The 26,435-nt window shown below is 68.7% G+C and carries 23 protein-coding genes and 5 pseudogenes; 13 read left to right on the top strand and 15 right to left on the bottom strand.

All coding sequences use genetic code 11. From position 1 onward, the window contains the following. The first annotated feature begins 147 nt into the window (after nt 1-147). Nucleotides 148-876 (top strand): sortase, encoded by a 729-nt coding sequence (locus OOK40_RS06400; RefSeq protein ID WP_266477204.1) that lies wholly within the window; start codon nt 148-150, stop codon nt 874-876. Between the two features lie 67 nt (nt 877-943). Here OOK40_RS06400 and OOK40_RS06395 read toward each other — a convergent pair whose 3' ends face one another. Then, the gene (locus OOK40_RS06395; RefSeq protein WP_266477202.1) at nt 944-1,411 is read right to left on the bottom strand and encodes an RDD family protein; all 468 of its coding nucleotides are present in this window, start codon (nt 1,409-1,411) and stop codon (nt 944-946) included. A 230-nt stretch (nt 1,412-1,641) separates the two neighbouring features. Here OOK40_RS06395 and glnA point away from each other — a divergent pair, with 230 nt between their 5' ends. Next, a complete protein-coding gene (gene glnA / locus OOK40_RS06390; RefSeq protein WP_266477200.1) occupies nt 1,642-3,051 on the top strand; it encodes a type I glutamate--ammonia ligase in 1,410 nt (469 codons plus the stop codon). Nucleotides 3,052-3,239: 188 nt separating this feature from the next. Here the strand turns inward: glnA and OOK40_RS06385 are convergent, their stop codons facing one another. Then, entirely contained in the window at nt 3,240-6,773 is a 3,534-nt protein-coding gene (locus OOK40_RS06385; protein ID WP_266477199.1) for an NACHT domain-containing NTPase, read from the bottom strand. A gap of 202 nt (nt 6,774-6,975) precedes the next feature. Between OOK40_RS06385 and OOK40_RS06380 the strand changes: the two genes are divergently transcribed. Further along, complete coding sequence (locus tag OOK40_RS06380) at nt 6,976-7,242, top strand: hypothetical protein (RefSeq protein WP_266477198.1); 267 nt, start codon at nt 6,976-6,978, stop codon at nt 7,240-7,242. Between the two features lie 447 nt (nt 7,243-7,689). On the opposite strand, the gene OOK40_RS06375 is transcribed toward OOK40_RS06380, so the two are convergent. From OOK40_RS06375 to OOK40_RS06365, 3 genes are all read right to left on the bottom strand, one after another. Further along, nucleotides 7,690-8,340: a bifunctional 2-polyprenyl-6-hydroxyphenol methylase/3-demethylubiquinol 3-O-methyltransferase UbiG gene (locus OOK40_RS06375; RefSeq protein ID WP_266477197.1), complete on the bottom strand. Its 651-nt coding sequence runs from the start codon at nt 8,338-8,340 to the stop codon at nt 7,690-7,692. Nucleotides 8,341-8,570: 230 nt separating this feature from the next. Further along, nucleotides 8,571-8,936 (bottom strand): hypothetical protein, encoded by a 366-nt coding sequence (locus tag OOK40_RS06370; protein ID WP_266477196.1) that lies wholly within the window; start codon nt 8,934-8,936, stop codon nt 8,571-8,573. A gap of 14 nt (nt 8,937-8,950) precedes the next feature. Beyond that, nucleotides 8,951-10,207, bottom strand: a complete 1,257-nt coding sequence (locus tag OOK40_RS06365) for a helix-turn-helix transcriptional regulator (protein WP_266477195.1) — start codon at nt 10,205-10,207, stop codon at nt 8,951-8,953. Here OOK40_RS06365 and OOK40_RS35415 point away from each other — a divergent pair. From OOK40_RS35415 to OOK40_RS06350, 4 genes and pseudogenes are all read left to right on the top strand, one after another. After that, nucleotides 10,151-10,774, top strand: a pseudogene (locus tag OOK40_RS35415) (ATP-binding protein); the annotation flags it as partial. The gene OOK40_RS06365 and the pseudogene OOK40_RS35415 sit on opposite strands and share 57 nt — an antisense overlap. 165 nt (nt 10,775-10,939) lie before the next feature. After that, complete coding sequence (locus OOK40_RS06360) at nt 10,940-11,449, top strand: hypothetical protein (RefSeq protein ID WP_266477194.1); 510 nt, start codon at nt 10,940-10,942, stop codon at nt 11,447-11,449. A gap of 80 nt (nt 11,450-11,529) precedes the next feature. Continuing rightward, entirely contained in the window at nt 11,530-12,201 is a 672-nt protein-coding gene (locus OOK40_RS06355; RefSeq protein WP_266477193.1) for a class I SAM-dependent methyltransferase, read from the top strand. Nucleotides 12,202-12,243: 42 nt separating this feature from the next. Continuing rightward, a pseudogene (locus OOK40_RS06350) lies at nt 12,244-12,441 on the top strand (IS630 family transposase); the annotation flags it as partial. 71 nt (nt 12,442-12,512) lie between these two features. Here the strand turns inward: OOK40_RS06350 and OOK40_RS06345 are convergent. From OOK40_RS06345 to OOK40_RS06320, 6 genes are all read right to left on the bottom strand, one after another. After that, complete coding sequence (locus tag OOK40_RS06345; protein ID WP_266477192.1) at nt 12,513-13,277, bottom strand: alpha/beta fold hydrolase; 765 nt, start codon at nt 13,275-13,277, stop codon at nt 12,513-12,515. 129 nt (nt 13,278-13,406) lie between these two features. Beyond that, nucleotides 13,407-13,826: an MmcQ/YjbR family DNA-binding protein gene (locus tag OOK40_RS06340; protein ID WP_266477190.1), complete on the bottom strand. Its 420-nt coding sequence runs from the start codon at nt 13,824-13,826 to the stop codon at nt 13,407-13,409. A gap of 77 nt (nt 13,827-13,903) precedes the next feature. Beyond that, complete coding sequence (locus tag OOK40_RS06335; RefSeq protein ID WP_266478946.1) at nt 13,904-15,712, bottom strand: choline/carnitine O-acyltransferase; 1,809 nt, start codon at nt 15,710-15,712, stop codon at nt 13,904-13,906. A 2-nt stretch (nt 15,713-15,714) separates the two neighbouring features. Further along, nucleotides 15,715-16,569 (bottom strand): class I SAM-dependent methyltransferase, encoded by an 855-nt coding sequence (locus OOK40_RS06330; RefSeq protein ID WP_266477189.1) that lies wholly within the window; start codon nt 16,567-16,569, stop codon nt 15,715-15,717. A 72-nt stretch (nt 16,570-16,641) separates the two neighbouring features. After that, nucleotides 16,642-17,511 carry an arpA protein gene (locus OOK40_RS06325; protein ID WP_266477188.1) on the bottom strand — a complete coding sequence of 290 codons (870 nt, stop codon included), beginning with the start codon at nt 17,509-17,511 and terminating at the stop codon, nt 16,642-16,644. 112 nt (nt 17,512-17,623) lie between these two features. Next, a complete protein-coding gene (locus OOK40_RS06320; protein ID WP_266477187.1) occupies nt 17,624-18,127 on the bottom strand; it encodes an NUDIX domain-containing protein in 504 nt (167 codons plus the stop codon). A 159-nt stretch (nt 18,128-18,286) separates the two neighbouring features. Between OOK40_RS06320 and OOK40_RS06315 the strand changes: the two genes are divergently transcribed. After that, on the top strand, nt 18,287-18,901 hold the full coding sequence (locus OOK40_RS06315; protein WP_266477186.1) for a GNAT family N-acetyltransferase: 615 nt from the start codon (nt 18,287-18,289) through the stop codon (nt 18,899-18,901). 32 nt (nt 18,902-18,933) lie between these two features. After that, entirely contained in the window at nt 18,934-19,776 is an 843-nt protein-coding gene (locus OOK40_RS06310) for an MOSC domain-containing protein (RefSeq protein ID WP_266477185.1), read from the top strand. Between the two features lie 20 nt (nt 19,777-19,796). On the opposite strand, the gene OOK40_RS06305 is transcribed toward OOK40_RS06310, so the two are convergent. Both OOK40_RS06305 and OOK40_RS06300 read right to left on the bottom strand, forming a co-directional pair. Next, nucleotides 19,797-21,134, bottom strand: a complete 1,338-nt coding sequence (locus OOK40_RS06305) for a glycoside hydrolase domain-containing protein (protein WP_266477184.1) — start codon at nt 21,132-21,134, stop codon at nt 19,797-19,799. A 204-nt stretch (nt 21,135-21,338) separates the two neighbouring features. Next, on the bottom strand, nt 21,339-21,638 hold the full coding sequence (locus OOK40_RS06300; protein ID WP_266477183.1) for a hypothetical protein: 300 nt from the start codon (nt 21,636-21,638) through the stop codon (nt 21,339-21,341). A gap of 121 nt (nt 21,639-21,759) precedes the next feature. Between OOK40_RS06300 and OOK40_RS06295 the strand changes: the two genes are divergently transcribed. Further along, nucleotides 21,760-22,128 carry an arsenate reductase family protein gene (locus tag OOK40_RS06295; protein ID WP_266477182.1) on the top strand — a complete coding sequence of 123 codons (369 nt, stop codon included), beginning with the start codon at nt 21,760-21,762 and terminating at the stop codon, nt 22,126-22,128. A gap of 49 nt (nt 22,129-22,177) precedes the next feature. Here OOK40_RS06295 and OOK40_RS06290 read toward each other — a convergent pair whose 3' ends face one another. Beyond that, a complete protein-coding gene (locus tag OOK40_RS06290) occupies nt 22,178-22,651 on the bottom strand; it encodes a carboxymuconolactone decarboxylase family protein (protein ID WP_266477181.1) in 474 nt (157 codons plus the stop codon). A 47-nt stretch (nt 22,652-22,698) separates the two neighbouring features. Between OOK40_RS06290 and OOK40_RS06285 the strand changes: the two are divergent. The 3 pseudogenes from OOK40_RS06285 to OOK40_RS06275 form a co-directional block, all read left to right on the top strand. Next, nucleotides 22,699-24,124, top strand: a pseudogene (locus OOK40_RS06285) (PLP-dependent aminotransferase family protein). 132 nt (nt 24,125-24,256) lie between these two features. After that, nucleotides 24,257-24,886, top strand: a pseudogene (locus OOK40_RS06280) (hypothetical protein); the annotation flags it as partial. A gap of 9 nt (nt 24,887-24,895) precedes the next feature. Beyond that, nucleotides 24,896-25,240, top strand: a pseudogene (locus tag OOK40_RS06275) (hypothetical protein); the annotation flags it as partial. A gap of 61 nt (nt 25,241-25,301) precedes the next feature. On the opposite strand, the gene OOK40_RS06270 reads toward OOK40_RS06275, so the two are convergent. Next, entirely contained in the window at nt 25,302-26,210 is a 909-nt protein-coding gene (locus OOK40_RS06270) for a Gfo/Idh/MocA family protein (protein ID WP_266477180.1), read from the bottom strand. Between the last annotated feature and the right edge of the window lie 225 nt (nt 26,211-26,435).

The following is a 26,435-nucleotide window of genomic DNA, read 5'->3' as shown; positions in this document are numbered from 1 at the left end:
CGGGCCACCGCCTTTTCCCGGGCGGCATTCGCGCCCCTCAGCCGGACCCGTTGAGAACATCTGAGCGGTTTCTGTCGTACTGGGACGAGGCTGCCGTTATCGAGGCACCAAGGCCCCTGATCTGCCCGGCTACCGATCCGGACCGCGATGTACCTATCCCGAGTTGTTCCCGCCGCGCTTACAAGTGCGCTCGTTGCCGTGCTCACCGGCTGTTTCTCCAGTAGCAGCGGCGCCGCTGCCGACGAGACCGCAGTCGCCACGGACAGCCCCTCGACACGGGCAGTGAAGGTCGTCGAGCCGGCCCCCGCCCCGGCGCCTCCGGAGCCGACCCCGGAGAAGACCTCCACGCGGACCCAGACCTCCTCGATGAGCATTCCGTCGATCGGGCTCGAGGATCTGCGGGTCGTCCCGTACGAGGGGACGACCGACGACTGGCCCGGTACGCGGATCCAGAACGAAGGCGTGGCCGCCAGCCCGTACGGGGACGGTGGCGGTGTCGGGCCCGGGGAGGTCGGGAACCACCTGGTCACGGCACACAGGATCTCCTTCGGCGGGCCGCTGCGCGATCTCCCGGCCGTCGAGAAGGGCGACTCGGTCCTCATCACGTCGGGCGGCAAGGTCTACGAGTACAAGATCACCGCGACCCGTGAGACCTCCTTCCGCTCCCCGCGGTCGCTCACCGAGCAGCGGGCGGCGGTTCCCGGCCGCCCCGGGGAGCGCGCCACCCGAGCGATGATCACGATCTCCACCTGCGCGACGCCGGAGGACACCGCGGCCGGGAACCACTGGCGGGACGACCGGGGCGACCCCGAGCACCGGATCGACAAGGTCGGCGTGCTGGCGGAGACGCGGGATGCCCCGGGTACGTCCCCCTGAGGTCAAAAGGTGGTGGCCCGGGACTGAGCCCCGGGCCACCACCCTTTGCACCTGCTGTATCTGCGCTCTAGATCCGCACCTGAACGGCGCGTGCGAGCCGGTCGTGCAGCCCGCGCCCGTCGCGGTCCCAGATCAGGGCCGGGATGGCGAGGGAGAGGAGCACGCTGCGCACCAGGACCCGGCCGGCCCCGAGCCGTCCGCCGTCCTCGGCGACGACGCGCAGTCCGAGGAGCCGCTTGCCCGGCGTGAAGCCGACCGTACCGATGGTGAGCATGCTCAGTACGAGAAAGATGCCGAGCGCCCAGTTCCCGGCGGCCTGCCGGTCACCATTGGCGAACAGTCCGTATGCGATCAGGAGGCACAGCCCCCAGTCGACGAAGACGGCGCCGAAGCGCCGCCCGAGGGGGGCGATGGAGCCCGGTCCGGCCTCCGGCAGGCCGAGCCGCATACCGCGGTGGCCGAAGTCGGCGCCCATGTCCTCGGCGGCCGCGCGCGGCCCGGACAGCCACGATCCGATTGCTTGCCTGTTGTCCACCGGACCACGGTACTGCGCCCGGTTTGGATCACTTGGGTCCGGGTCCTCGACAAGACCCTGAACCCCGGCGACGAGACCCCGGCCCCCCGGTCCGGTTAACTTGGGCGAAACAAATGGGTCATGCTTGAGAAATCCGGCCTGCCTAAGGTCGGTTCCAGCGTGTGCCACCGCACTGGCCGCACGACGAGCTACCACCCCGCCCGTCCCGGGTCGGGAGTAGGAGGAGTTGGATGTTCCAGAACGCCGATGACGCCAAGAAGTTCATCGCGGACAACGACGTCAAGATGGTCGACGTCCGGTTCTGCGACCTTCCCGGCGTGATGCAGCACTTCACGATCCCGGCGACGGCGTTCGACCCGTCCGACGAGCTGGCCTTCGACGGCTCGTCGATCCGCGGCTTCCAGGCGATCCACGAGTCGGACATGGCGCTGCGCGCGGACCTGTCGACGGCGCGGCTCGACCCGTTCCGCAAGGACAAGACGCTCAACATCAACTTCTTCATCCACGACCCGATCACGGGCGAGCAGTACAGCCGTGACCCGCGCAACATCGCGAAGAAGGCGGAGGCGTACCTCGCCTCGACCGGCATCGCCGACACGGCGTACTTCGGCCCCGAGGCCGAGTTCTACGTCTTCGACAGCGTGCGCTTCGCCACCACGGCGAACGAAGGCTTCTACCACATCGACTCCGAGGCAGGCGCCTGGAACACCGGTGCGCTGGAGGACAACCGCGGCTACAAGGTCCGCTACAAGGGCGGCTACTTCCCGGCCCCGCCGGTCGACCACTTCGCCGACCTGCGCGCCGAGATCTCCCTGGAGCTGGAGGCGTCCGGCCTCCAGGTCGAGCGCCAGCACCACGAGGTGGGCACCGCCGGCCAGGCCGAGATCAACTACAAGTTCAACACGCTGCTCGCCGCGGCCGACGACCTGATGCTCTTCAAGTACATCGTGAAGAACGTTGCCTGGCGCAACGGCAAGACCGCGACCTTCATGCCGAAGCCGATCTTCGGCGACAACGGCTCGGGCATGCACGTCCACCAGTCGCTGTGGCAGGGCGGCGTCCCGCTGTTCTACGACGAGCAGGGCTACGCGGGCCTGTCGGACACCGCCCGCTACTACATCGGCGGCATCCTCAAGCACGCCCCGTCGCTGCTGGCCTTCACGAACCCGACGGTGAACTCCTACCACCGCCTGGTCCCCGGCTTCGAGGCCCCGGTCAACCTGGTCTACTCGCAGCGCAACCGCTCGGCTGCGATGCGTATCCCGATCACGGGCTCGAACCCGAAGGCCAAGCGCGTCGAATTCCGCGCCCCGGACCCGTCCTCGAACCCGTACCTGGCGTTCTCGGCGCTGCTGCTGGCGGGCCTCGACGGCGTCAAGAACAAGATCGAGCCGGCGGAGCCGATCGACAAGGACCTCTACGAGCTCGCGCCCGACGAGCACGCGAGCGTCCCGCAGGTCCCGACCTCCCTCCCGGCGGTGCTCGAGGCGCTGGAGGCGGACAACGAGTACCTGCAGGCGGGCGGTGTCTTCACGTCCGACCTGATCGAGACGTGGATCGACTACAAGCGGACGAGCGAAATCGCCCCGATCCAGCTGCGGCCGCACCCGCACGAGTTCGAGCTGTACTTCGACATCTAGGATCGCGTCGGGTCGCAGCGGGATTCCGCTCGCCCGGGTCGTCTGTGGGCCGTCGGCCGTGCTCTTCCCCTTCCGGAAGGCGCGGCCGACGGCTGTTTTCTGCGCGTGGCTCAGGCGCTGACCGGAAGCCCGGCGGCAACCTTCTTTGCACGCTCTCGCCTCTTGGCTCGACCCCATCCCGCGCACCACTAAGAATCCAGACCGGGCTTTGGCAATGAGCTGTCGGCTACCACCCTTTGGGCAGTGTTTCCGCGTTGATGCGGCAAGTGCCCGAACTCTCGCGCCTCCCCGCCTGCCCTGAGCCAAGCGAGTAACTGCCGCAGGCGTAGCCGCCGAGGTGCATGGGTGCCCGGGTCGGCGATGAGCTTCTCGATATGAGCAGCGGCTTCGGCGTCCAGTCCTGCGGCCTGCATGTCGATGAGCAAGATGAGCTCAAAGCCTTGTGGAGGGTTTGGGAAGCCGAGAGCCTGCTTCCACAATCGGAGGGCCGCCTGCCGCTGTCCCAATGCTGCAAGTTCCGCAGCGACGTCACACATCTGATGCCACTTGGCCCAGGGGTGGGTCAGCAGAGTATCGACGACATAGGGTGCCGCCTCCGCGCCCTCCGCTGAGAGCAGGACGCGCAGCCCACGTAGTACGTCGTCTTGACCACCCGCGGGTAGCGCGACCAGCTGTCGGGCAAGTTCGCAGGTCAGTTCAAGGTGATCCTCTTGTTGCGGCAGGACTTGCAGCACGCCCTGGAGCCAGTCGGAGTCGTCGGCCAGTGCGGGCGTGCGTTCCCAGATCTCCAGTAGGCCTGCTGCTGCATCGCCGCCTCTTGCCTTGAGTAGGACCCGTGTCGCCTGCTCATATCCGGCAGGTGAGCCCTCAGGTGTCCGTAGCGAAAGCTCGGCCACTTCTCCCGCTTCTCCGATTGCACCGCTATCCAGGAGGGCCTCCGCCACAACAGGCCGATCCATGGGGGTGAGCGACGTGCCGCGGGAAATAAGCTCCATGACCCCATCTACGGCAGGTAGCCCCTCCGCTTCCAACCAGGCCTTGACCGCGTACGCAGCCCCGTACGTCCCCCAGCGACCCTCACTTTGCACCACGTGAGCCCAGTCGGCGGCCTCCCGCGCATCGCCGAGATCAGCCAGTGCCCGGTGGAGGTACGCAGGGACCCACAGGTAGTGTCCCGCGTCGGCCGTGCTGCGTTCCAAAGCGGCCTGAATCTCGGAGCGCCCCTCCTGCCCCTGTGCCTTGGCCCACAAGGATGCTGCCCACTCCGTGGCTCCGGTGGAATGCGACCGGAGCAGGGTCAGAGCAATACGGGAGGCGGCCTGGATCTCACCTGACTTCTCCAGTGCCTTTCCCACAGCCATGGGGCTGAACTGGTCCGTGCGAGGCCAGGAAAGCACGATCTCGGTCAGTTCCTGCGCTGCGCCGGGCATCGCGGTGAGCCATGCCTCCGTAGCCCGTTGCATTGAGTTCCACCCTGCAGACGGGTCCTCCAGTACCTTGCGGGCGAGCCGAACGGCGTCTTCGCGCATTTCCATCTGCGCGAGAGCCTGGGCCGCGTGCGACAGATGCCAGCTGTTGACGTCCGGCTCCGCCGTCAGTTGCCAGGCACGCCGACGGACCAATTCCCGTGCCCGGTCGCCGAGCGCGCCGGCCACTCGTGCGGCCTTGCCGAGCAAGCCCGCCACGCCGCTCAGCACTTCACCAAGCAATTCCTCCGTCAGTTCCGCGGGGCCGCACCGGCTGAATGCCTCCAGGGCGAACAGCCGTTTCCCGCCGTCCAGAAGCTCACTGCGCGCCATGCGCTCCAGCCTGTCCAGCACACCGGGCTCCGCCCCGAGAGCGCCCAGCGCCGCGAAAGCCTGTTCCTGGTCCTCCTCGTCACGGGCGCAGCAGCCGATACTCTCCAGTCGCTCGATCAGAAGCCGACGGTTCTCCTCGCCGAAGCGGGCTCCCTCGGCGAGGAGAAGACCCGCTAGCAGAGGGCGCTCATGGCCTCCTGCCGCCCCCGTAAGTAACTGGTCGGCGATCCGATCGGCCTCGCATTCCTCCCGCTCAGCCCATAGACACAGGACGAACATCGCCAAGGTCTGCTTGTCGTCGTTGAAGGCACGGAGGATCCAGGACTCCAGCTCGGGGAAGTCGGGACCAATGCGCTCCGCGTACGACCGGGCGGCGAAGAACTCGGCGAATGAGTGGTGCAGGAAGCGGTAGTCGTGCTGCTCTTGGACGAGCAGCCCTGTCCCTCGCAGGAAGTCCCTTACGTCCGTCTGCCATCCTTCCTGGGCGATGTACTCGTGGCCATGTTCGCGGATCCAGGCAAGCGCCGCCTCGAACAGCGAGTCCTCGCCCCCCAGTCGGTGCTGCCCGAGCACGCCGAGGAGCCGACGCTTCTCCTCGTCCAGCCAGAGGTGCATTGCCATGCGGTCCGGCTCAGAGGCGTAACGCCGACGCAGCTCCGCCCGAACCGCGTCGCTTCGTGTGAGCAGGTGGCTGAAGAAGCGCTGGTAGAGACTGAGCCGGCTGGTCGGGAGCTGGTTCGTGGGGTCTACGGTGGCATTCACCGCGGCGATCGTGGCAAGCAGCGGGTTGTGGACAAGTTCCTGGAGTCGACCGTCCTCGATCTCCTCGAGGAATCGTTGAGCGGCGGCCCACGCCGACGCCTTGTCCTCGTACTGTGCCGCGAACCACTTACCAGCGAAGTCCTTCAGCTCCTCAGCGCCGAAGGGCTCCATGCTGTACTCGCCTACCGATGGCCCGCGAAGCGGAGCGAGCTCGCCGTCGGGCAGCGGGCGGCTGGTGATCACAAAGCGGTAGTCCCCGTCCGTGCGCGTGTGCAGCGCGATCATCCTGATGACCTTGGCACGCGAGACCCGGTCGGCGACTTCGTCCAGGCCGTCCACCAGAACCATCCAGCGTGCACCCTGCGCGCGGCCGCGGAAGAGCCCGGGATCTGGATCGGCGATCAGGCTGTGCCCCAGGCTGCGGCGCGCGGCCTGTCCCAATGTGGCGCTCCACGAGCCCGTCTCGCCCAGGAGGGTGCGCGCGGCGATCCTCACGGGGAGCAGAGGCTCGTCGACCGGCGCATTGAGACTGCTGTCCTCTCGCAGCCAAATGCGGGAGAGGGTCCAAGCGAGGTGGCTGGACAGCGTGGACTTGCCGGCGCCGGGCTCGCCGGTGATAAGTAGATGTTGGTGGCGGGCCAGCGCCTTCGGCACCGGCAGCTGGTTTTCGGTGGGCCGAGCCTCGTCGTGGCGGAGGGTGGCCATAGGCGCCAGCGCCCCAGGGCTCTCGCCCAATGGCATCCCCTTGCGAGTCAGGCCGTCTCCCACCGCGTCGGGTACTCGGATCCGCTGCCTCACATACACGGCGGAGAGCGGTGGTTCGGTAACGCCCAGCATGTCGTACGGCAGCCTTTCCACCGCCCTCGCCTGAGCCTCCAGCAAGTTGCGGACGATGAGCGACGGCAGGGGCAGTTCAGTCCAAGAGGACAGCCTCAGGGCCTGTACTTCCTTCGCCGCGCTCGCGGCACGGTCCATGGCCTCCTTCGCCCGGGTCCAGACGGGCATGACATCGGATGGCTCACGCCCCAGGGCAACGGCGAAGGACCGGATGACCTCCGGTTTCACCATCCTGGTGGCGCCGCAGACGCCATAGACGACGTTCTTGTGAGAGATCTCCGCCCGCACCACGGCGTTGAGGCTCTCGTAACCGGCGTCCGTCACGGCCTGACGGAACCAAGCCGCTAGTTCTTCAAGTTCCGAATAGCGCTGGTCGCCTTTCGGTGGACGTCCCCCAACCACCGGTCCCCCCGATTCACCAACTGCCCGTAGTTTCTTGGAGTTTCTCAAGCCTAGTGGGAAACTCCCCGCAGCTCGCAGGGTTGGGACATGCCCATCACCGCCCTATCTCGGCGAGGAGAATCTCGTGACACAGTTCGCAGCCATCGATCCCGCTCTCGCGGCCGTTCTCATGGCCGTCGCGGTCGCCGCCGGACTGCTTCGCGCCTGGATCACTCACCGCACCGCTGTGAGGATGGAGGAGGAGCACACACGGCGTATCTGTGTCGCCGTGGAGGGGTCGACACCGATACACCGGGCTGCCGTGGTGCGGGCATGCGCGGAGCTGGAAGCGGCCTCCTGGACCGGCCCCCACCTGACACGACGGCCGGTCCAGCGCCGTCGTGTCAGGTGAGGGCACCTAAGAGAGGACCTTCACGCCCTGCACGACGGTCAACCTGAGAGCCGTCGCATTCGTGCCCTCCGGCGGGTGCACCACATCAATCGGAGTGTGTGCGAGCGGCTTCAGACCAAAACCTGACGCGCAGAGAGCAGAGGGCCGTTGAAACGCGACTCCCCCGCCTACGAAACCCTGACCTGTGCCCTCCTCCAGGGCCGTCTCCGGGCCGTGGGAGGTCACTCAAGGGCGGCCGTGGATGACCGCCAACGACTGCCCCGCCGCAGGTGAACAGGGTCGTCGTTGGCAAGTGCGCAGGCCAGAAAACCGGCGCATCAGGCCTTGGACATCTAGGATCGCCACGGGTCCGAGCGGGGTTCCGCTCGCCAGGGTCGTCTGTGAGCCGTCGGCCGTGTTCTTCCCCTTCCGGAAGGCGCGGCCGACGGCCGTTTCTGCGAGTGGCGCTCAGGTGCTGCCGTCGGCGCCATTCGTCTGAAGCACCAGGTGGCTCCACCGGACGCCGTCACGGCCGTGAAGATCGGGACGCTCGCTGCGGTGGACCGTCCGCAAGCCGTATATGCCACCCAGCTCGGCTGTCTCAGCAGCGGACACGTCGAACATGTGGCGGCCATCGGGCACAGGGCCGTGGCGCAGATTGACGAAGAACCGGCCCCCCGGCACCAGCAACCTGGCGATCCTGGCCATAGCGTGGCGGCGTTCCCCGGCGTTTAGATGCATCCACACCGCGGTGGCGAAGACCGCGTCGAAGCGGCTTGTGTGCCGGCTCAGCGTCAGGTCCGGAAGAACGTCGTCGACCCAATCAATCCCGCTGTCCGCATGGATTCGCTGTCCATGCGCCCGCAGCTCCACAGTCGGCTCGACAGCCACGACGCTGTGTCCACGGGACGCCAACGCGGCGGCATCGCGTCCGGTCCCTGCGCCCACATCCAGGATGCGGCCTGGCTCGACAGGAACCAGTTGCAGCACGTCTCTGTGGACTTCGTCGAAGGTGACTTCCTCGTACTGGACGGCCAGCACGTCCGCCGTCTCGGCATACCCAGCGGTTCCCCTGGCCGGGCTGATCCCATCCCCGGTGCGGGCCAATTGATCACTCATGGCCGAAGGCTACGGCGCACTGGTTCTCAACATCACCCTGTCGTGTGGCGGAGGAAGCGGGGGCGGACCCTCAGGCATGACGGCCTCGACATCGGATGTCACTCATGGACGACAGTTACCGCTCAACTCACGCAGCGGCCCTGGCCGCTGTCAGACGGCTGCCACCCGCTCCATCTCGATGGCGAGGGCGCCGAGCGCTTCCCGTGGCGCTGATAGACGGACAGGTGGTCCTAGCGCAAGGACTTCTCAATCGCCTCGAAGACGTCCGAGTCGGTTTCCCTCTGCCAGTCAGGAAGGTCAGCCCAGTCGGCCACGTAACCCGGCTTCGGATCTTCGAATTGCCTGAACATCTGGGCGGTCCAGCAAGTCGCGACGAAGCGGCCCTTCTGCTCACGGGTGAGCCGGGAGGCGTGGCCGTCGCTGACGCCGAGGAACTGGCGCACCTGCTCGTAGACGGCACCAGCGGCGTCCCGCTCCCAGTCGGGGGTTTCTTCCCAAGGGGTTACGTAGCTGGGCTTCGGCTCGCCGGGGAAATGCGCATGGACACCTGCGATCCAGGTTTCACGAAACAGTCGCGCGCCCTCGGTCTGCGACATGCCTGCCCCTCTCATCACGTCGTGGTCAGTCCGCTGATCTCGGCGTCCAGCTCGGCGATTCGGTGGTCGCCGGCGATGGGGCCGAACTCAGTCCGTAGGGACTGGAGTCTACGGGCGACGTAGCCGGAGCAAGATTCGCGAGCCAGGTGCAGCGCCTCGCAGCCGTAGGTCAGGACCTGCTCGAGGTCGTGCCGCTTCGCTCCGACGGCGGCAAGGTCGGTCAGCACCGCTCCTCGTCGCCGTAGGGACTGGCCCTGTGCGAGGGGTCCCTGGCTGAGGGCGGTGGTCAGGGCTGCCTCGGCAAGGTCGAGGCGCCCGAGTTGTACGTAGCGGGCTCCGCGTTCCTCGGCCAGCCGGGAGCCGTCGAAGCGCAGCCAGCCACTGTTGTGCGCCAGCCCGCCGAGGTCCAGTACCTTCGCCGCCTCATCAAGGGCGCGCTCACAGGCGGTGAATTCACCGAGTCCGGCGTGTGCCTCGGCCTGCACGGAGGCGACCCAATGCCGCGTCGCGAGGGAACTGTCGCCACGCTTTGCCACTCTCTCGGCAACCGACAAGACGGCTGCGGCCTCCCTGTACCGGTCTTCGTGCAAATCGACGTACGCGAGCCGGACGAGCGCACAGGCCCACAGGTCGAAGGAGCCTGAGTCTTTGCTGGCTGATGCGGCAAGAGCGTAGGAGGCAGCAGCGTCTGTGTAGCGGTTGCTGTCGAAGGCCAGCTCACCGGCCAGCTGGAAGAGGTCACCTGCGGCATTGCACAAGGCTTGCGCCTCGGCGTCGGCTCGTCCGTCCAGTGACTTGTTCAGTGCCGTGAGCTGATCGCGGACGATCGGGTACACAGAGCCTTTGGCGCGGGCGAGTTGGTAGACCTGCCACAGGTGATCGTTCATCCGCATGAAATCCGCCGAGGTGCCGCGATGCACGCCCGCAGCGAGTGCCGCGGTTTCGTCGGCAGGCAGGGCGGCCAGGGCGCCCGTTATGGCGAGCACGCGCAGAAATTCGCGTCGGATCATTTCGTCGATGTCTCCCGGGCCGGGACGGTCGCTAGGTGGCGGCCCTGCGGACTCCTGAGAGTTGGCTCGTGGCTGTGGCACCAGTGCGTCGAGTTCGGCAAGGTCCAGTTGCAGCGCCTCTGCAAGCTTGCGCCGTAGTGGCGGCTGAGGCACGGTCTTTCCGCTCTCCCAGCGACCGACCGTTGTGCGGTCGACTCCGAGCGCATGAGCAAGCCCTTCCTGACTGTAACCCAGGACCTTCCGCCGCTCAGCAAAGCCCACCAAGGCCTCCTCTCCCGTGCTCCACCTCCCTTGCCCAGGTGGCCTCCGGTGCACGCGATGTGCATCAAGAGTGCCGCATCGATGCCGTGGATCACTCCAACTCGGCGCGGTTGTCTTGACGTTGTCAGCAACAAGAACCGGGCGAGAGCGGCAGGAGCTACGGGCATGGGGAAAGTTCGGGTTCATACCCCCGCTGGAGGAGCCATGACTACCGGGGCGAACATCGACCAGTGCCTGAGCATGAGCCTGACAGTAGAACCCGCGAAGTTGAGTGCGGTCCGCCGGGACATCGCTCTCCACCTGGATGGCTGGGGCCTCGAAGCCCTCACAGACGACGTGCTCCTGGTCGTCTGCGAGTTACTGACCAACGTCTTTGTGCACGCCGAGGGCATTTGCGACCTCGTGATCGAGCCCGCACCCCGCTGCTTGACCGTTCTGGTGAGTGACACCGTGACCGCTCCGCCCACGAAGCAGCGGAGTTCGGTCTCTGAGGAAAGCGGTCGGGGCCTCGTCCTGGTGGAGGCACTCACCGACCACTGGGAAACAGCGATCACCGACATGGGGAAGGTCGTCACTTGCACCTTCCGGACTACGGACGACGCCACGTCGGTCCCACAAGCCCCGCCCCGTTCCAAAGCAGCCGTGGGCGGATACCGGCACCGAGATTCATGCCCCTTGGGTCTCCAGCGCCATCACGCACCACAGGAACCGATCGAGAGGAGCATTACCGACATGACCCTCATGCTCGACAGCCGGAGCCGTACGACGTTCCGCGACCCTCGCGCCCTGTTCAACGCCGTACGGCCGCACGTAAAGGAGTGCACGTACAACGTCTTCGAGAGCCCCGGTTCCGAGGGTGACCTGTGGGAGCGGGAACTGAAGCTCCTCATGCGCGACAACGTCATGGTCCGCAACATGGCGGAGCGCATCCTGGACAACGCCATCGCCTACACGATCACGGCCATGGAGCATCCAGAAGTGCACCTGGGTGTCGGCAAAGTCGTGGACGTGGGCGTTCACCAGATCATCCTCGACACCCCCGTGTACTTCGCCGTCTGCGACATCTACAACGGCGGTCGGTACAAGCACCACGCGCCGCTCATCGAGCGCCGCACGGACGGACTCGTCATCCGCACCGCCGACTTCATCAACGCCAACGGCTTCCGGGCCGACGAGGAACTGTGGGCCATGGACGGCGCGTCGTGCTCCCCATGCGACGACAAGGTGCCTGACAGCCACTGACACACCTAGAGTGGGCGCCCCCGCACCGCATTCTCCGGCGGGGGCACCCGCGGTCCCAATCACCCTGCGGAGGAAGAACGTTGGCTGCTCTGCACAACATCGACCACGAACGCGAGCTGTGGGACACCTTCGCCAAGAGCGCCTGGAAAGACATGCCCGACGCGGAGCCGGTTTTCTGCTGGACCCAGTACGCCGGGCACGGCCCGGGCCCCGAACTGCTCGGGAACCCGGAAAGTGTCCTGGAGATCGGATGCGGTACCGGGCGGGCACTCGCTCACCTCGCCCAGAAGGGTGTCAAGGCCAGCGGTATCGACCTGTCGCCTGTCATGGTGAAGGCCGCCGCCGAACGTTGGGGGCCGCTGGGGGTGCAATTCGTGTGCGCCGAAGTCCTTGATTTTCTCGCAGCCAGTACCGAGACCTGTGACGCCATCTACTCGAACTTCGGGGCCGCCTGGTTCACCGACCCGGAGAGGCTCTTCCCTCTTGTCGCGGCACGTCTCAATCCCGGCGGCGTCTTCGCCTTCTCCCAGCCGCCCGCCATTCCCGGCGCGTACGGCCCACAGGGCATGTACAAGGGCGGGTTCGCCGGGAAGGCGATGTACACGTACCGCTACAGCTACGAGCCGTCCACCTGGGAAGAGCTCCTGCGCAGCGCCGGATTCGACCATGCAGAAGCCCAAGAGATCGATGCGCCCGAGTCGGGCCATATCGGCACGTTGCTCGTGCGCGGCGGCCGTCCGAAGCTGGGCTAGTGCTGTGACCGCACAGGTTCACCGGGTTGCTCGGAAGCTGCGATGGCAGAGCCGGTCAAGGTCCGGAGAGGACCGACCAGGAGGGCCGGCAGTTACAACGCATCGTGCGCCGGGACAGCACGAGCCCGGTCCGCCACCGGCGGGCGATGATGCTGCTGGCCTCGGCCGGCGGACCGCGTGCTGGTGATCGCCCAGCTGGTCCAGGCCGACCAGGACACCGTCCGTGATGTGATCCACAAAAAGAAGGCCATCCGCTGGGGCGGCGGGCCCCTGCTCGCTGCCGCCTGACGGCTTGCTTGGCCGTGGCGCCTTCAGGTGCCGGGGACTGTCTCGCGGAGGAACTGCGTCAGCAGGTCGGCGACTGCGCCGGGCCGTTCCAGGCCCGGCAGGTGGCCGGCCCACGGCAGTTCCAGGTGGCGGGCGCCGGGGATCCGCTCCGGCAGACGGGCGGCGATCTCGCGGAAGTCCGCCAGGTCGTGCGCGCCCGACACGGCCAAACAGGGTGCCTTGATCTGCGAGAGGTCGACCTGCGCCTCGGCCGGAGTGAACTCCTCCTTTGCCGCTGACTGCACCTCGAACGCGTGCCGCTGCATCCGGCGGACCCGCTCCCGGGTCTCGTCACCGGCCTCCGGACCCAGCCACGTCTCCACGTTCAGCTCGACGGCCCCCGCGAGGTCGCCGGCCTCGAACAGCGCGTCCTCCCGTTCGGCGAAGGACCGCAGCGCTGGACCGGGCACATGCCCGGGCATCGCGGAGCCGAGCAGCACCAGGGCCGTGACCGCGTGCGGACGGGTAGCAGCCACCTCCAGGGCTACCTGTCCGCCGTACGAGGCCCCGACCAGTGCGGCTTGCTCGATGCCCAGGTGCTCCAGGAGGTCCGTGACGTCTCCGGCGTCGCCGTACGGGCGGTCCGCCACCGGGGAGTCGCCGAACCCCCGGAAGTCGCACCGGACCACCCGGTACCCGGCGTCGACCAGCACCGGCCATTGCGGGTCCCACATGCGCCGGTCACACACCGAGGAATGCAGCAGCACCAGGGCAGGACCGTCCCCTGACACGTCGTGAGAAAGAGTCATCCGGCGGACGGTAACGGACACCACGTCCCGAGGACACCGCATTTTGGCGCCGACCCGCGACGCAAGCCCTCTGGGGTCGTGAACCCGGCAAACCTTCCCGGTCACAGCACTAGGGGGCCGAACGGCTGCTCAGGGCGCCGCGGCAGGTCGGTCCACCGACGCGACCAGCTTCTTCGGCGCCAGGACGCAGTAGCTCTCCGTGAGCAGTTCCTCGACCTCGTCCCAGTCGACCGCGTCGCCGAGCACCATGCCGACCACATCTCTCCCCCACGCCGGCCGGAAGTACGGATGGCCCGCGCTGCTCAGCGCTTCGAGTTCCGGGCTCGGTGAGCGGAAGGTCAGCACGGTGACCGGGTCGTTATTCGCCGCGGCCAGGGCGTAGGCGGGTGGACGGCCCGAGGCGACCCGCAGGACGTGGGCGAAGGTCCGTCGGCGGATTCGCCAGCGGGTGCCCACCCACGCCTCCTCCTCGTACGCCTCCGGCAGCCGCAGGCACAGCGGGCGGAGCCGGGCGACGAGCTCGGGCGGGACGTCGGCTGGATCCGTCAACTTGGCTCTCCTTCATGTCGAAAGTGCCGAAACGTCAGAGGTGCCGAACCGCACGGCCGCCCGAGCCTACCGGCGGTTCAGTCCTCGGAACCCAGCAGTTCCCGCAGTTCGGCCACCGCCTCCCGCAGCCTGTCCGCGAACGTGTGCATCTGGTCGGCCACCGCCTGCGGCGTGCTCAGGTAGACGTTGAAGCGTTCCGGCAGCAGGACGTACGCGACGCCGATGCACTGGAGGCTCGTCGAGCCGAAGCCGAAGTACTGGATGTTGTGGGACGGCGCCGAGCTCGTGCTCAGGTAGTCGTCGCGCATCGTCAGCCAGCCCGGTGTGCGGTACAGCGCGGGCTGTTCGGTGACTCCGAGCTCCGTGCCGCGGCGGCGCTGGATCAGTTCCAGTTCCCACAGGTGCTGTTCGGGCACCTGAACGGCCTGGCATTCCTTCGCGCGGGTCACATGGGCCTGGGCCGCAGCATGGAAGGCGGCGCGGCGGGTGGCCGAGTCCGCCGAGGGGTTCTCCATCGTCGCGACGAAAGCGACCATCTCCGGGGTGACGACCCGCATCGCCTCGGTCCGCCCGTGCCGGTACTGGCGGGTGGCGATCGACTCGTACGTCGCGCCCAGGTCGCCCTTGGCCCGCTGGTGGGCCAGCTGGTAGGCGACCTGGACGAACGCGTCGGGCGAGACCCCCAGCGCCTTGGCCGTAGTGGCGCCGAAGTCGTCGAACGAGACGGTGGCCGTCGCGGTGGCCTGTCCGTACGCGGCGAACGCTTCGGCGGCCGAACGTGCCTGGGCCCGCAGGGTGTCGTCCAGCTCGAACGCGAGAGGTTCCAGCGCGGGCAGCCCCTGGGAGCGGGCCCCGGACTGCTGGGAGTGTTCCTCGGGCGGGGAGCTGAGCAGGGCGTCGGTGAAGCTGAGGATGGTCGTCCCGTCCAGCTCGCAGTGCTCGATGTTGATACCCGCCCGGCCGTCGGCGAAGACGACGAACGACACGGCCTTGTCGAACCACCGGTTGCCGCGGTCGCCGTACAACAGCTCGTCGCAGGCCTCCTGGGTGTCCGCCGGTGCGAAGTCCTCCAGGCAGACGCAGAACAGCGCGGTCTCGATGTCGTCGAGAGCCTCGGCGTTGCTGGGGTGGGAGGCGATCAGGGACTGCCGGGTGGCCGCCCATTCCGCGCGGGCCATGGTGGTGAGGTGGCCCACCGGCACGTCCGCCGGTTCCGCGCCGGCCTTCATGACGGCGCTCAGGCCCGCCTCGATGTCGTCCAGGCTGTGCGGGACACCGTCCTCGCCGAGGACGTCCAGCCGGAACATGCCGCCCCGGAAGAACACCACGATGTGCCGTGCGTCGGACGGGCCCGGCCATGCCTCGGTGTAGGGGGCGCGTACGGTGTCCAGCTCGGCGCCGGGGATTCGGGTGGTGGAGAACAGGAACTTGTTCTGCACCATCGACTGGGGCACGCCGCGCTGGACCACCGGCGGGATGAGCCCCTGGTCGAGCTGCCGCTTGTAGTTGAGCGCCCCGGCGACGAGCCCGGCCGCCCGTTCCAGCTGCGCCTGGCCGGTGTCCTGGAACAGGAAGAAGAAGTTGGCGTTGAGCGCGATCCGGTCCCGGCGGCCCAGGTAGCGGTACGGCCAGAACGTGTCGAGCCAGCTGTGCACGCCTTCCGTGGCGTCGTACGCCTCAAGCGCCGCGTGCAGCACCCGGCCGGGGCCGTCGGGCCGGAGGAAGGCGGCCACCTCCGCCTCCGTCGCCGCCCGCTCGTCGGCGGTCAGCAGCGGCGCGCTCCAGGCGAGGAACCTCTCGCAGCTCGCCTCCAGTGTGGGCAGCGGCACGCGCGGAAGGCTGTCCTCCTGGGCGAAGGTCGCGTTGCCTGTTACATCCTGACTGATCTTCAACTCTGCTCTCGATTCGGATCGTTGGGGCCGGACGGGCGGTGCGGCCGCGAAAGGTGGAGCTGTGCGTACATCCAGCCTTCCGCCTCCAGGCCCCGCGCATCCACCCCGTTGGACGACATCGTGTCCAGGACGAGCGTCTGTTCCTCCGGAGAGGCGAATCTCCGCTGTTTGAAGACGCCTTCGACATGGATGGTCCGGTAGCCGAGTTCGGCGAGCGCGTGCTCGACGGGGTCGAACGGGAACATCCGCAGCGCGAAGTGCGCCATCCAGGGCCGGTGGGTGCCCTGCGCCTCGACGACGCGCTTGAGCGTCCGCTCGGTGACGTAGCCGAGGCAGCCCGTCGAGATCACCAGGTCCGTACCGGCGAACTGGGCGTGCTGCTCCGGTGTGGGCTCGTGCGCCTCCAGGTCGGCGTGCACGGCGTCGTCGAGGAAGCCGGCGTCGAGTGCGTATGAGAGCGCACTGGCGGAGGTGTCGAGGCCGACAAAGCGTACGGGCTGCGCGGGCTGCCGCGACCGGGCCAGCTCTTTGTCGCGGGCGAGCAGGGCCTCGCGGCTCTCCCCGTCGCGCTCCTCGTCGTCACTGCCCGCGTAGAGCTCGTACAGCTCGTCCATGGTTGCGTCGTACTTTTGCAGGGCGGCGTTGATTCCGTACGAACAGCCTATGTCCAGCACCTTCGGCACGGCGACGTGCTGGGAGTCCCGGTACTCCTTGATGAGCTTCGCGAAGTAGGGCTTGGCCAGTTGCGGAACGCAGTAGCCGAGGGGGCGCAGCACGCTGAAATAGGCGCGCGGATCGGGCTGGGTGTAGATGTGGTCGAGCGAGACTTTTCCGGTCGCGTCGAAACGCACAGGGCTTACTCCTCCATGGTTCGCGCGGATCGCGTGGATCGCAGGGTGGGGGGACACGGTCTGCGACGAGCGTCAGTCCAGCAGCCGGTCGCCGCGGACGGCCCGGCCCTCGGCCGCCACGTGCTCGGGCAGGACGCGGCCGAAGAGCTGCCGGGTCCGTGCCACGCTCCCGATGACGCCGGGGCGCTCGCTGTAGGCGAATATCGCGGAGTGGCGCGCGATGTCGCCCCGCACGGGGCTGACCCGGTGCAGCGAGTAGCGGCCCTTGAAGAGTTGCAGGTCACCGGGTTGCAGGGACAGGGACCGGATCAGCCGCTCGCCCCGGCCGTCCAGTACGTCGCGGACGTCGTCGAAGCGCTCGTCCTGCGCGGACCTGATGTTCGGGCAGTACTCGAAGACGCCGCCGGACTGCGCCTCCTGGGTGAGCATGCTGACGGTGAACTCGTTGGTGTCGAAGTGCCAGGGATGTTCCATGCCCGGCTCGACGACGTTGAGAACCAGCCCGGAGAGCGGGTCGGCCAGTTCGTGAAGCTGCGGCAGTCCGAAGCAGCGGGCGACGAAGTGCTGGAACGCGGTGTGGGAGTAGAGCCGGCTGATGAGGGAGCCCGCGGGGATACGGTCCCGCGCGACGAACGCGTTGCCCCGCTCGAAGGTACGCCGGCCGGGGTGGTCCTCGGGCAGAGCCGAGTCCACGGGGATGTTGTAGACGTTGACGGTCTCGGTGTCGAAGTGCGCGCGCGGGGCGATGGCCGAGCACTCCTGCCGCAGGACGTCTCGGAGTGAGGGGCGGATGAAGTCCGGCAGTACGGTGCAGCCGACGGTCGACAGTTCGCGCCGGGCACGGGAGACGACGGCCTGTCCCTCGGCGCTTTCGAGTTCCGACAGGGGGTAGCGGGCCGTGTCGACCACCTGGTCGAGCGTGACGGCTTCCAGAGTGCTCATACGATCCTCTCAACACCCGAACTCAACTGAGAAGTAACGGAGTTGAAGCTCCCACAGTGCCGCGAGGATGTCTGTGACACGTCACACGCGCCGGGGGCCGTTTGGCGTCGGCTCAGGATGCCCAGCCGCGCAGTGAGATCTGTGGGCCACCGGACAGGTAGTGGCGCAGGGCCGTGGCCGAGGTGGGTACGAATTCCTCGGGGAGGTCGCCGGTGTCGGCCCAGCGGACCTGGGCGTGCTTGGCGGGTTCGCGGTTCTCGGGTTCCCCGGCCCATTGATGAGTGGCGAAGACGACGGTGAGAAACCCGTTGGGCGCTTCGACACCCCAGGCGCCGTGGACGACCTGGGCGAGGCGGAGCTCGTCGGTCTTGACGATCAGACCGGTCTCCTCGCGGAGCTCGCGGACCGCGGTTTCGGTGATGGGCTCGCCAGGCTCGCTCTTGCCGACGGGGAGGTCCCACCGGCCGGGGGCGAACTTGTTGCCGGGACCGCGCTGAAGGAGGACGACGCGGTCGGTTTCCCGGTCGTGGACGATGACGGCGGCGACGAGGACGGTCATCGCATCGAGCGCGGGCGGAAGGGCCGGAGGGCGGTTCTCGGTGTTCGGCTGGGCCACTGCGATCCCCTCGTTGGTCAATCGGTCGGCGGGTCGGGCCGATTGGGCAGCTTGGACAGATGGGGCACCCTAGCGGCACGGTCACCCTCACGGGCTCCGGGTTTGCACTAGAGCAATAGTCGATTGCGGCTAGTACAGGAGCGGGCTACGGTTCGGATCATGCCTGCCAAGACACCGCAGCCCGTGACGCTGACCGGCCACCACGTACGCCTCGAACCGTTGACGACGGATCACCTCTCAGACCTCTTCGCCGCGGGCGGGGGCGACGACGAGGTCTGGCGCTGGCAGGGCGGACCCACTCCGCACACGGAGGACGAGCTCGGCCACAAGCTCCGTGAACTGCTGAAGGAAGCCGAACAGGGCAGGTACCTCCCGTTCGCCGTCATCCGGTGCGAGACCGGCAGGGCCGTCGGCTGGACCACGTACATGGACGTCGATACGGAGAACGAGCGCCTGGAGATCGGCTGGACCTGGTACGGCCGCGCGGCGTGGCGTACGGCGGTCAACACCGAGACGAAGCTGCTGTTGCTCAACCACGCCTTCGAGGAACTGGGCATGGGGCGCGTCCAGTTGAAGACGGACCATAGGAACGAGCGGTCCCAGGCCGCCATCGCCCGCCTCGGGGCGCAGCGGGAAGGCGTCCTGCGCCGCCACAAGCAGCGCCCGGACGGGACGTGGCGGGACAGCGTCTACTTCTCGATCCTCGCCGACGAGTGGCCCGGGGTGAAGGCGCGCCTCGGCGACCGGCTCCGGCTCCGGGGTTCTGAAGGATGACCGCCGGCGGGGCGCGCATACGATCGGGTCGCATGGGGATCACCGTGCAGAAGCTGACGTACTACCCGGTCAAGGGCTGTGCCGGGACCGGCGTCGAGACCGCCCGGGTCGGCGTGATGGGGCTGGAGCACGACCGGACGTTCATGGTCGTCGACACCGCGGACGGGTCGTTCCGCAGCCAGCGGGCGCTGCCCGCCATGGCCGCGGTCCGGCCGGAGATCGTCGGCGGGGGCGCCGCGCTGCGGCTGTACGCGGACGGGGTCGAGAGCGTACTGCTGGACGTCGACCCGGACGGGGAGCGGCGGACGGTGAGCATGTTCGGGCGGGAGATCGGGGAGGGCGCGGATCAGGGGGACGCCGCCGCCGAGTGGTTCTCGCAGGTGCTGGGCGCGAAGTCCCGGCTGGTGCGGGTGCCTTCGGACTTCGACCGGGACGGGTGGGGCGAGACGCCCGGCAAGGTCGGTTTCGCGGACGCGCATGCGGTGCTGGTGGCGTCCCAGGCCTCGCTCGACGGCCTGAACGCACGGATCACGGCGCGGGGCGCGGCCCCGGTGCCGATGGACCGCTTCCGGGCGAACATCATCCTCGCCGGCTGCGCCGAGCCGCACGCCGAGGACGAGATGCGCCGTCTGCAGATCGGCACCGTGCACCTCGCGTACGCGGTCAGGGCGATGCGGTGCAGCGTCCCGCTGGTCGACCAGCTCACGGGCCTGCGCGCGGGCCCGGAGCCGATCCGCACGCTGGCGACGTACCGGCGGGAGCCGGAGTACGAGAACAAGGTCAGCTTCGGCATGAAGGCGGCGGTCGTGGAGCACGGGTCGCTGGCGGTGGGAGACCCGGTTCTGCCGACGTGGGCGTCAGGGACGGCTGCCTGAAGCTGACTGAAGGCCCTCGCTCAGCAGCGGGGAGCCGGTTTGCTGTAGGTCGTGTTGCTGGGGTTCGCCACGTAGTAGTCCGTGACATAGCGGCCGTTCTCGAGGCGGTCCCATATCTTCGTCGTGCCGACCGCCGAGCCCGACTTCTGGCAGACCACCCACGCCAGCGCCCCGTTGGGGGACGTGCCGCCTATGGAGGACGAGGTGCCGGGGCCGGTGTGTTCGGCGACGGTCGCGGTGGTCTGGTAGGGGTACGTGCAGCGCGGCAGCGGGGCACTGTACGTGGTGTTGGACGGGGTGCTGACGTAGTAGTCGGTGACGTACGTGCCGTCCGCGAGCTTGTCCCATATGGCCGTGGTGCCGACCGCGGAACCCGGCGCCTGGCAGACCACCTTGAGCGCGGACCTGGGCGCGTACGTCTTCGCGACGGGGTAGCTCGTCGAGGGGCCGGTGCGGGCGTTGAGAGTGGTGGCGCTCGTCGCCGTGTAGGTGTACGCCACGGTGGCGACCGGCGCGTCGAGCCTGTCGGTGTCGATGTTGAGGGTGACACCGCCGTACGTCTCGTCGTGGTCGCCCTTGAACTGCTTGGCCCGCTGGTGCACCGCCCACTTGGAGTCGGCGATGTTGGTCCAGCCCTTGAGTGAGTCGACTCCGTCGAAGCGGGCGATCCACAGTGCGTCGGGGCGGGCGTACGAGGTGGAGGTGTAGACGTCGGAGAGCTGCTTCGCCCCGAGGTTGAGGTTCATGTACACCCCCGAGACATAGCCGAGCCGGTGCAGCTCCTTCGTCCAGCCGGAGAGGAATGACAGCACGCCGGTCCGGCAGGTGGCGTCGGTCTGCGAGTACGCCTCGATGTCGTTGTAGAACGCGCTGCCGGGCTGCATGCCGAGCGCCTTGCCCTTGGCGACGGCGTCGCCGGCCGCGGCGGTGCCCTGGCCCTTGGCGGTCGCGGCGGCCCGGCTGATCTTGGCGTCGGTGGGCCTGCCGCCGCACGGCGGTTGCAGGCCTTTGTAGATGGGCAGCAGGCGCCACTTCAGCGCGGACACGGACGCGACCCAGGACGCGGTCAGTTGCGGCTGGGCGCAGGTGCGGGTGATGCCCCCGATGTACACGCCCACGGCGCGGTACGGCGAGGCGCCCCACGCCTGGATCGCCGACAGCGGTGGCGCCGTACAGGTGTCGAAGGCGAGTCCGGAGTAGTGGGTCGCGCTCGCCCCCGCGGCATACGCGACCGAGGTGGCCGGTTCGGCCGCGGCGGGCGGGCCGAAGGTGAGGGCCGAGCCGGCGCTCAGTAGGCCGGCGGCCGTGAACACGAGAAATCTGCGGCGGATACGTAGGCCGTGGTGCGGATGCGACATGGCTGCCCCCGGAGTGACTCGGACCGTGAGACCAGAATGCGCGGTTCTGCGCCGATCGGACCCTGCGACACCGGGGTTTTGTCGAAAGCAACCTGCCGCCGTCCCGCCGCTGTCACCCAGGAGCACCCGGGTGACAGCGGCGGGACGGCATGCCTCAGTCGGCGAACTCGTCGGCGCCCGTAACGGATCGGGGCACGTAACGGATCAGCGGCCGTAACGGATCAGCGCCCGCACCATCCGGCACGTCGTGTCCGACGGCGGGTGGATTCCGATGCTCTCCGCCGTCGCTCGTATCCTGCGGTTGTCCGCCGTCGCCGGGTGATAGACCCCCGAGTCGAGCAGGGCGATCGCCAGGCGCATGGCTTTGAGCCGGCGGTTGTGCGAGACGTACCACTCGCGCGGCTGTCCGGCCGGGAGCGGCTTCTTCTTCAGCGGCTGGTACATGGACGAGGACAGAGACGCGGACACGGACACAGGCTTCGAAATGAGTGTGGCAACGGCCATCGGCAACCTCCTGGCGCGGTGGCGGGACCATCCCGAACTACTGTTCAGTCTACTGGCCACCACTGACAATCAGCCCTGGCCAGGCGGTGTTTGAGTGGCGCCTGAGCGGTACCGTGGCGGCATGGAGATCTGGATCAACCCCGCCTGTTCCAAGTGCCGCAGTGCTGTCGATCTGCTCGACGGCGAGGGCGCGTCGTACACCGTCCGGCGCTATCTGGAGGACGTGCCGAGCGAGGAGGAGATCCGGGCCGTCCTCGCGCGGCTCGGGCTTGAGCCGTGGGACATCACACGGACGCAGGAGGCCGAGGCGAAGGAGCTCGGGCTCAAGGAGTGGGCGCGGGACGAGGGTTCCCGGGACCGGTGGGTCACCGCGCTCGCGCGGCACCCGAAGCTGATTCAGCGGCCGATCATCACCGCGGACGACGGGACGTCGGTCGTGGGGCGTACGGAGGAGGCGGTACGGGACGTGCTCGGCCGGTCCTCGCGGTAGCTCGGACCGGTACGAGCTCACAGCGGCACGGAGTACCGGCGGCGGTGCGTCAGCGCTTGTCCGTGCCCGCGATCTTGCCCGTCGCGAGCGCTATCCGGTTCCACGTGTTGATGGTGAAGATCAGCGCCAGCAGGTGAGCCAGCTCCTGCTCCTCGAAGTGCGCCGCCGCCTGCGCGTACACCGCGTCCGGCACCCCGCCGTCCGCGACCAGTGTGACCGCCTCCGTCAGGGCGAGCGCCGCCTGTTCCTTCGCCGTGAAGAAGTGCTTCGCCTCCCGCCAGACGGACGTCATGTGCAGGCGCTCCTCGCTCTCGCCCGCCTTGCGTGCGTCGCCGGTGTGCATATGGAGGCAGTACGCGCAGTGGTTGAGCTGCGAGGAACGGATCTGCACCAGCTCCACGAGCGTCGGGTCCAGGCCCTCGCGCGCCGCCGCGTCCAGCCCGATCACGGCGCGGAAGGCCTTCGGGGCCAGCTTGGCGAAGTTGACTCGGGTCACGGTCTGCTTGATCTCTGTCGTCGTCATGTGTACGAACCTAGAGGCGCAGGCGACCGGCAGCGGGGTGCATTTCATTGGCAGAATCATGGGTCAATTCGGCGGAGAGTCTCGGCGCCGATCTGCATCTGGAGCTGAGCGGCGCGGGCAGTCGGCGGGCCGTGCTGATGCGGGCCCTGCGGGAGGCCGTGCGGAGCGGGCGGCTTGCGCCCGGGACGAGGCTGCCGCCTTACCGTTCCCTCGCCGCCGATCTGGGGATCGCCCGCAACACCGTCGCCGACGCCTACGCCGAGCTCGTCGCCGAGGGCTGGCTCACCGCGCGGCAGGGCTCGGGGACCCGGGTCGCCCAGCAGGTCGCGCCCGTGGCTCGCGCAGGCAGACAGCGCACCCCGGCGCGGGCCGGGCGCCCGGCGTACGACCTGGTGCAGGGGCGGCCGGACCCCTCGGCCTTCCCCCGTGGCGCCTGGCTGGCGTCGGCGCGGCGGGCGCTGACCCTCGCGCCGCACGACGCCTTCGGGCCCGGCGATCCGCGCGGGCGGGCCGAGTTGAGGGAGGCGCTCGCGGAGTATCTGGCGCGGGTGCGCGGCGTGCGGACCGCTCCGGATCGGGTCGTCCTCTGCTCGGGAGCCGCCCATGCGCTGCGGCTGATGGCGTCGGTCGTGGGCGGCCGGTGGGCGGTGGGCGGTGGAGTCGTACGGGCTGCCCTTCCACCGCGGGCTGCTGGCGGACGAGGGCGTACGCACCGTGCCGCTGGCGGTCGACGAACACGGCGCGAGGGTCGGCGAGTTGGGGAAGGTCCGTGCCGTGCTGCTGACTCCGGCGCACCAGTTCCCGACCGGCGGGCCGCTGCACCCCGAGCGGCGTGCGGCCGTCGTGGACTGGGCGCGCTCGACGGGCGGGCTGGTCCTGGAGGACGACTACGACGGCGAGTTCCGCTACGACCGTCAGCCGGTCGGCGCCGTACAGAGCCTCGAACCCGACCGGGTGGTGCTGATGGGGTCGGTGAGCAAGAGCCTCTCCCCCACCCTGCGGCTCGGCTGGATGGTGCTGCCCGAGCATCTGGTGGACGACGTGGTGGCCGCGAAGGGCGAGCGCGAGCAGCACTCCAGCGCCACGGAGCAGCTCACGCTCGCGGACTTCATCACCTCGGGGGCGTACGACCGCCATGTGCGCAGGATGCGCCAGCGCCACCGCCGCAGGCGCGATCAGCTGGTCGCGGCTCTGGCGGAGCGGGCTCCGCATGTGCGGGTCAGCGGGATCGCGGCGGGGCTGCATGCCGTGCTCGAACTTCCGCCTGGGACCGAGCGGGCCGTGGTGAAGGCCGCGGCCTGGCAGGGGCTGGCGGTGGAGGGGCTGTCGGACTACCGCCACCCGGACGTCCCGGCGGAGAGGCATGACGGCCACGACCGGCGCGACGGGCTCGTCGTCGGGTACGCCACGCCGCCCGAGCACGGCTACGCGGGAGCGCTGGACGCGCTGTGCCGCGCGCTGCCGCCGGAGTGAGTCGCCCCGGGAACCCTCTGAGCTGCGCCAACCTTAAGGAAAGTTAAGGAAGTTGTGGGTGGGAGGGCTGAGAAACACGCGATGCGTACTCGTACGTAACGGCACACGGAACCGACCCGACAGGAGTCCCACGTGTCGCGCAAGAAGACCCTCAGCGGTAAGAAGAAGATCGCTCTGCTCGTCGGCGCCGCCGCAGTAGTGGGCGGTACGGCAGTGGCCATGACCGGCACCAGCAACGCGTCGGTGGCCTGCGACGGACTGACTCAGGCCCTGAAGAACAACGAGAGCTTCATCGCCGGCCAGCGCGCCAATCCGGACGCGCAGTCCGAGGCCCGGATCGTGAACCGGCAGGCGGTCATCGAGGAGATCAAGCGGAAGCAGGCGGCTTCCGGGTGCGAGCTGGGAGGCGGGGGAGGTGAGGCCGCTCAGCCGCCCGCGGAGGACCAGGGCGGCGCCCAGAACGGCGACCAGGGCGGAAACCAGGCCGGTGACCAGAACGGCGGCGGACAGGCCAACGGCGAAGTCGTCTGCGCCGGATCGACCGTCACCCTCTCCGGCGAAGCCGGCGCACCCGCCGCCTCCAGCAACCAGTTCCCGATCGGCACCACCCTCAAGGTGACCAACCTCGACAACAACAAGGCCACCACAGTCAAGGTCACCTCGACCTCCGGCAGCTGCGCCCTGCTCAACAACGCCGCCTTCGAGCAGGTCCGCGAGCCCGGCAAGAACCTCATCCGCAAGGCCAGGATCGAGAAGATCGGGAGCGGCGACCAGGCCGGCGATCAGGGTGGCGACCAGGCCGGTGACCAGAACGGCGGCCAGGGCGGAAACCAGGCCGGTGACCAGAACGGCGGCGGACAGGCCAACGGCGAAGTCGTCTGCGCCGGATCGACCGTCACCCTGTCCGGCGAAGCCGGCGCACCCGCCGCCTCCAGCAACCAGTTCCCGGTCGGCACCAGCCTCAAGGTGACCAACCTCGACAACAACAAGTCGACGACGGTCAAGGTCACCTCGACGTCCGGCAGCTGCGCCCTGCTGAACAACGCGGCCTTCGAGCAGGTCCGCGAGCCCGGCAAGTTCCTGATCCGCAAGGCCAGGATCGAGCGCGTCGGCTGACCCTGACAGTCGTCAACGGGAATCCCAGGACGGTGCCGAACCCCCCACGGCACCGTCCTGGTCACCGATCGAGCAGGAGCTCCGCCTCCGCCAGGATCTGCGTCACCCGCAGCCCGAACCGTACGTCGCAGTCGTGCGCCCGCCCCGTACGCGCCGACTCCAGCAGCGCGTCCACCGCCGCCCCGAACGAGCGCACCGCGTCTCCCCACACCGGCAGTTGGACCTTCCCCCGTTCGCCGACGAGCTCGATGCGCACGCCCGACGCCCTCACCGGCGCGCTCAGGCCCAGCGTCGCCGTGCTCGACGCCCCCGACGTGTGCCGCAGCACCAGATGCACGGTGTCCTTGGGCCCGCGCGCCGCGGTCACCTCCGTCACATCGCCGAACGCCGGGATCAGTACGGAGAGCACATGCGGGCCGACGTCCCACAGTCCGCCCTTCTCACGCCGCCACGGCGAGGCAGCGTACGGACTGTCCCCACCCGGCGCGTACAGCGAGCCGAGCCACTGCGCATGAGCCGTGAACCAGCCACCCGCCGCCACCTGTTCGGCGATCCAGGACGCCGTGTCCGCGGCGAAGCGCAAAGTGCAGAAGACCACCGAAGCGACCCCGGCTCGCTCGGCCGCCTGTGCCGTCTCGCTCGCCGCGGCCACGCTCGTGGCGACCGGCTTGTCCAGCAGAAGATGGCAGCCCGCCGCCGCGGCGCGGGCGGCGAGCGGTGCCTGGATGTCCGGCGGCAGCGCGAAGGCGACCGCGTCACTCGCGGCGAGGAGGGCGTCCACGCCGTCGTCACCGGAGAAGGCGGCTGTACCGTGCGCGCCAGCCAGGGCGGCGGCCGCCTCGGGCCGTCTGGCCCACACCCCGCTGAAGTCGACCCCCGGGTGCGCGGCGAGCGCGGGAGCCTGGGTGCGCTCCGCCCAGGGGCCGGCGCCGATCAGTCCGATACGCAGCTGCTTCGCGGGCTTCGTCATGCGGCCCAGTCTGCCCGTCAACGCCGCAGGCCCCTCGATCCCGACGGAGTCCGTGTCCCGCCGATCCCTTGTATACGACATGGACGCCGCTCAAGCAGGGGGTCAAGCGGCTGGCCGGAGACGAAATCCGCAGGTGAGGCAGGGGGCAGAGGGGGCTCACGCCAAGCCGGGCCGGGCCACCGGTCCGGCGTAACGTGGGGTTCACAAACGGGCAACGGACGGGAA

Source organism: Streptomyces sp. NBC_01481 (assembly GCF_026339995.1).
Lineage (GTDB): Bacteria > Actinomycetota > Actinomycetes > Streptomycetales > Streptomycetaceae > Streptomyces.
Note: the sequence above shows the minus strand (reverse complement) of the source record. Positions and strands in the feature narration are given on the sequence as shown.

Bases quoted from the DNA above. Each gene is read 5' to 3' on its own strand.
- OOK40_RS06360 (WP_266477194.1), top strand. From the start codon at position 10,940: ATGACCCTCATGCTCGACAGCCGGAGCCGTACGACGTTCCGCGACCCT.
- OOK40_RS06270 (WP_266477180.1), bottom strand. From the start codon at position 26,210: ATGACGAAGCCCGCGAAGCAGCTGCGTATCGGACTGATCGGCGCCGGC.
- OOK40_RS06325 (WP_266477188.1), bottom strand. From the start codon at position 17,511: ATGAGCACTCTGGAAGCCGTCACGCTCGACCAGGTGGTCGACACGGCC.
- OOK40_RS06300 (WP_266477183.1), bottom strand. From the start codon at position 21,638: ATGGCCGTTGCCACACTCATTTCGAAGCCTGTGTCCGTGTCCGCGTCT.
- OOK40_RS06400 (WP_266477204.1), top strand. From the start codon at position 148: ATGTACCTATCCCGAGTTGTTCCCGCCGCGCTTACAAGTGCGCTCGTT.
- OOK40_RS06370 (WP_266477196.1), bottom strand. From the start codon at position 8,936: ATGTCGCAGACCGAGGGCGCGCGACTGTTTCGTGAAACCTGGATCGCA.
- OOK40_RS06290 (WP_266477181.1), bottom strand. From the start codon at position 22,651: ATGACGACGACAGAGATCAAGCAGACCGTGACCCGAGTCAACTTCGCC.
- OOK40_RS06295 (WP_266477182.1), top strand. From the start codon at position 21,760: ATGGAGATCTGGATCAACCCCGCCTGTTCCAAGTGCCGCAGTGCTGTC.
- glnA (WP_266477200.1), top strand. From the start codon at position 1,642: ATGTTCCAGAACGCCGATGACGCCAAGAAGTTCATCGCGGACAACGAC.
- OOK40_RS06345 (WP_266477192.1), bottom strand. From the start codon at position 13,277: ATGACTCTTTCTCACGACGTGTCAGGGGACGGTCCTGCCCTGGTGCTG.
- OOK40_RS06375 (WP_266477197.1), bottom strand. From the start codon at position 8,340: ATGAGTGATCAATTGGCCCGCACCGGGGATGGGATCAGCCCGGCCAGG.
- OOK40_RS06310 (WP_266477185.1), top strand. From the start codon at position 18,934: ATGGGGATCACCGTGCAGAAGCTGACGTACTACCCGGTCAAGGGCTGT.
- OOK40_RS06305 (WP_266477184.1), bottom strand. From the start codon at position 21,134: ATGTCGCATCCGCACCACGGCCTACGTATCCGCCGCAGATTTCTCGTG.
- OOK40_RS06315 (WP_266477186.1), top strand. From the start codon at position 18,287: ATGCCTGCCAAGACACCGCAGCCCGTGACGCTGACCGGCCACCACGTA.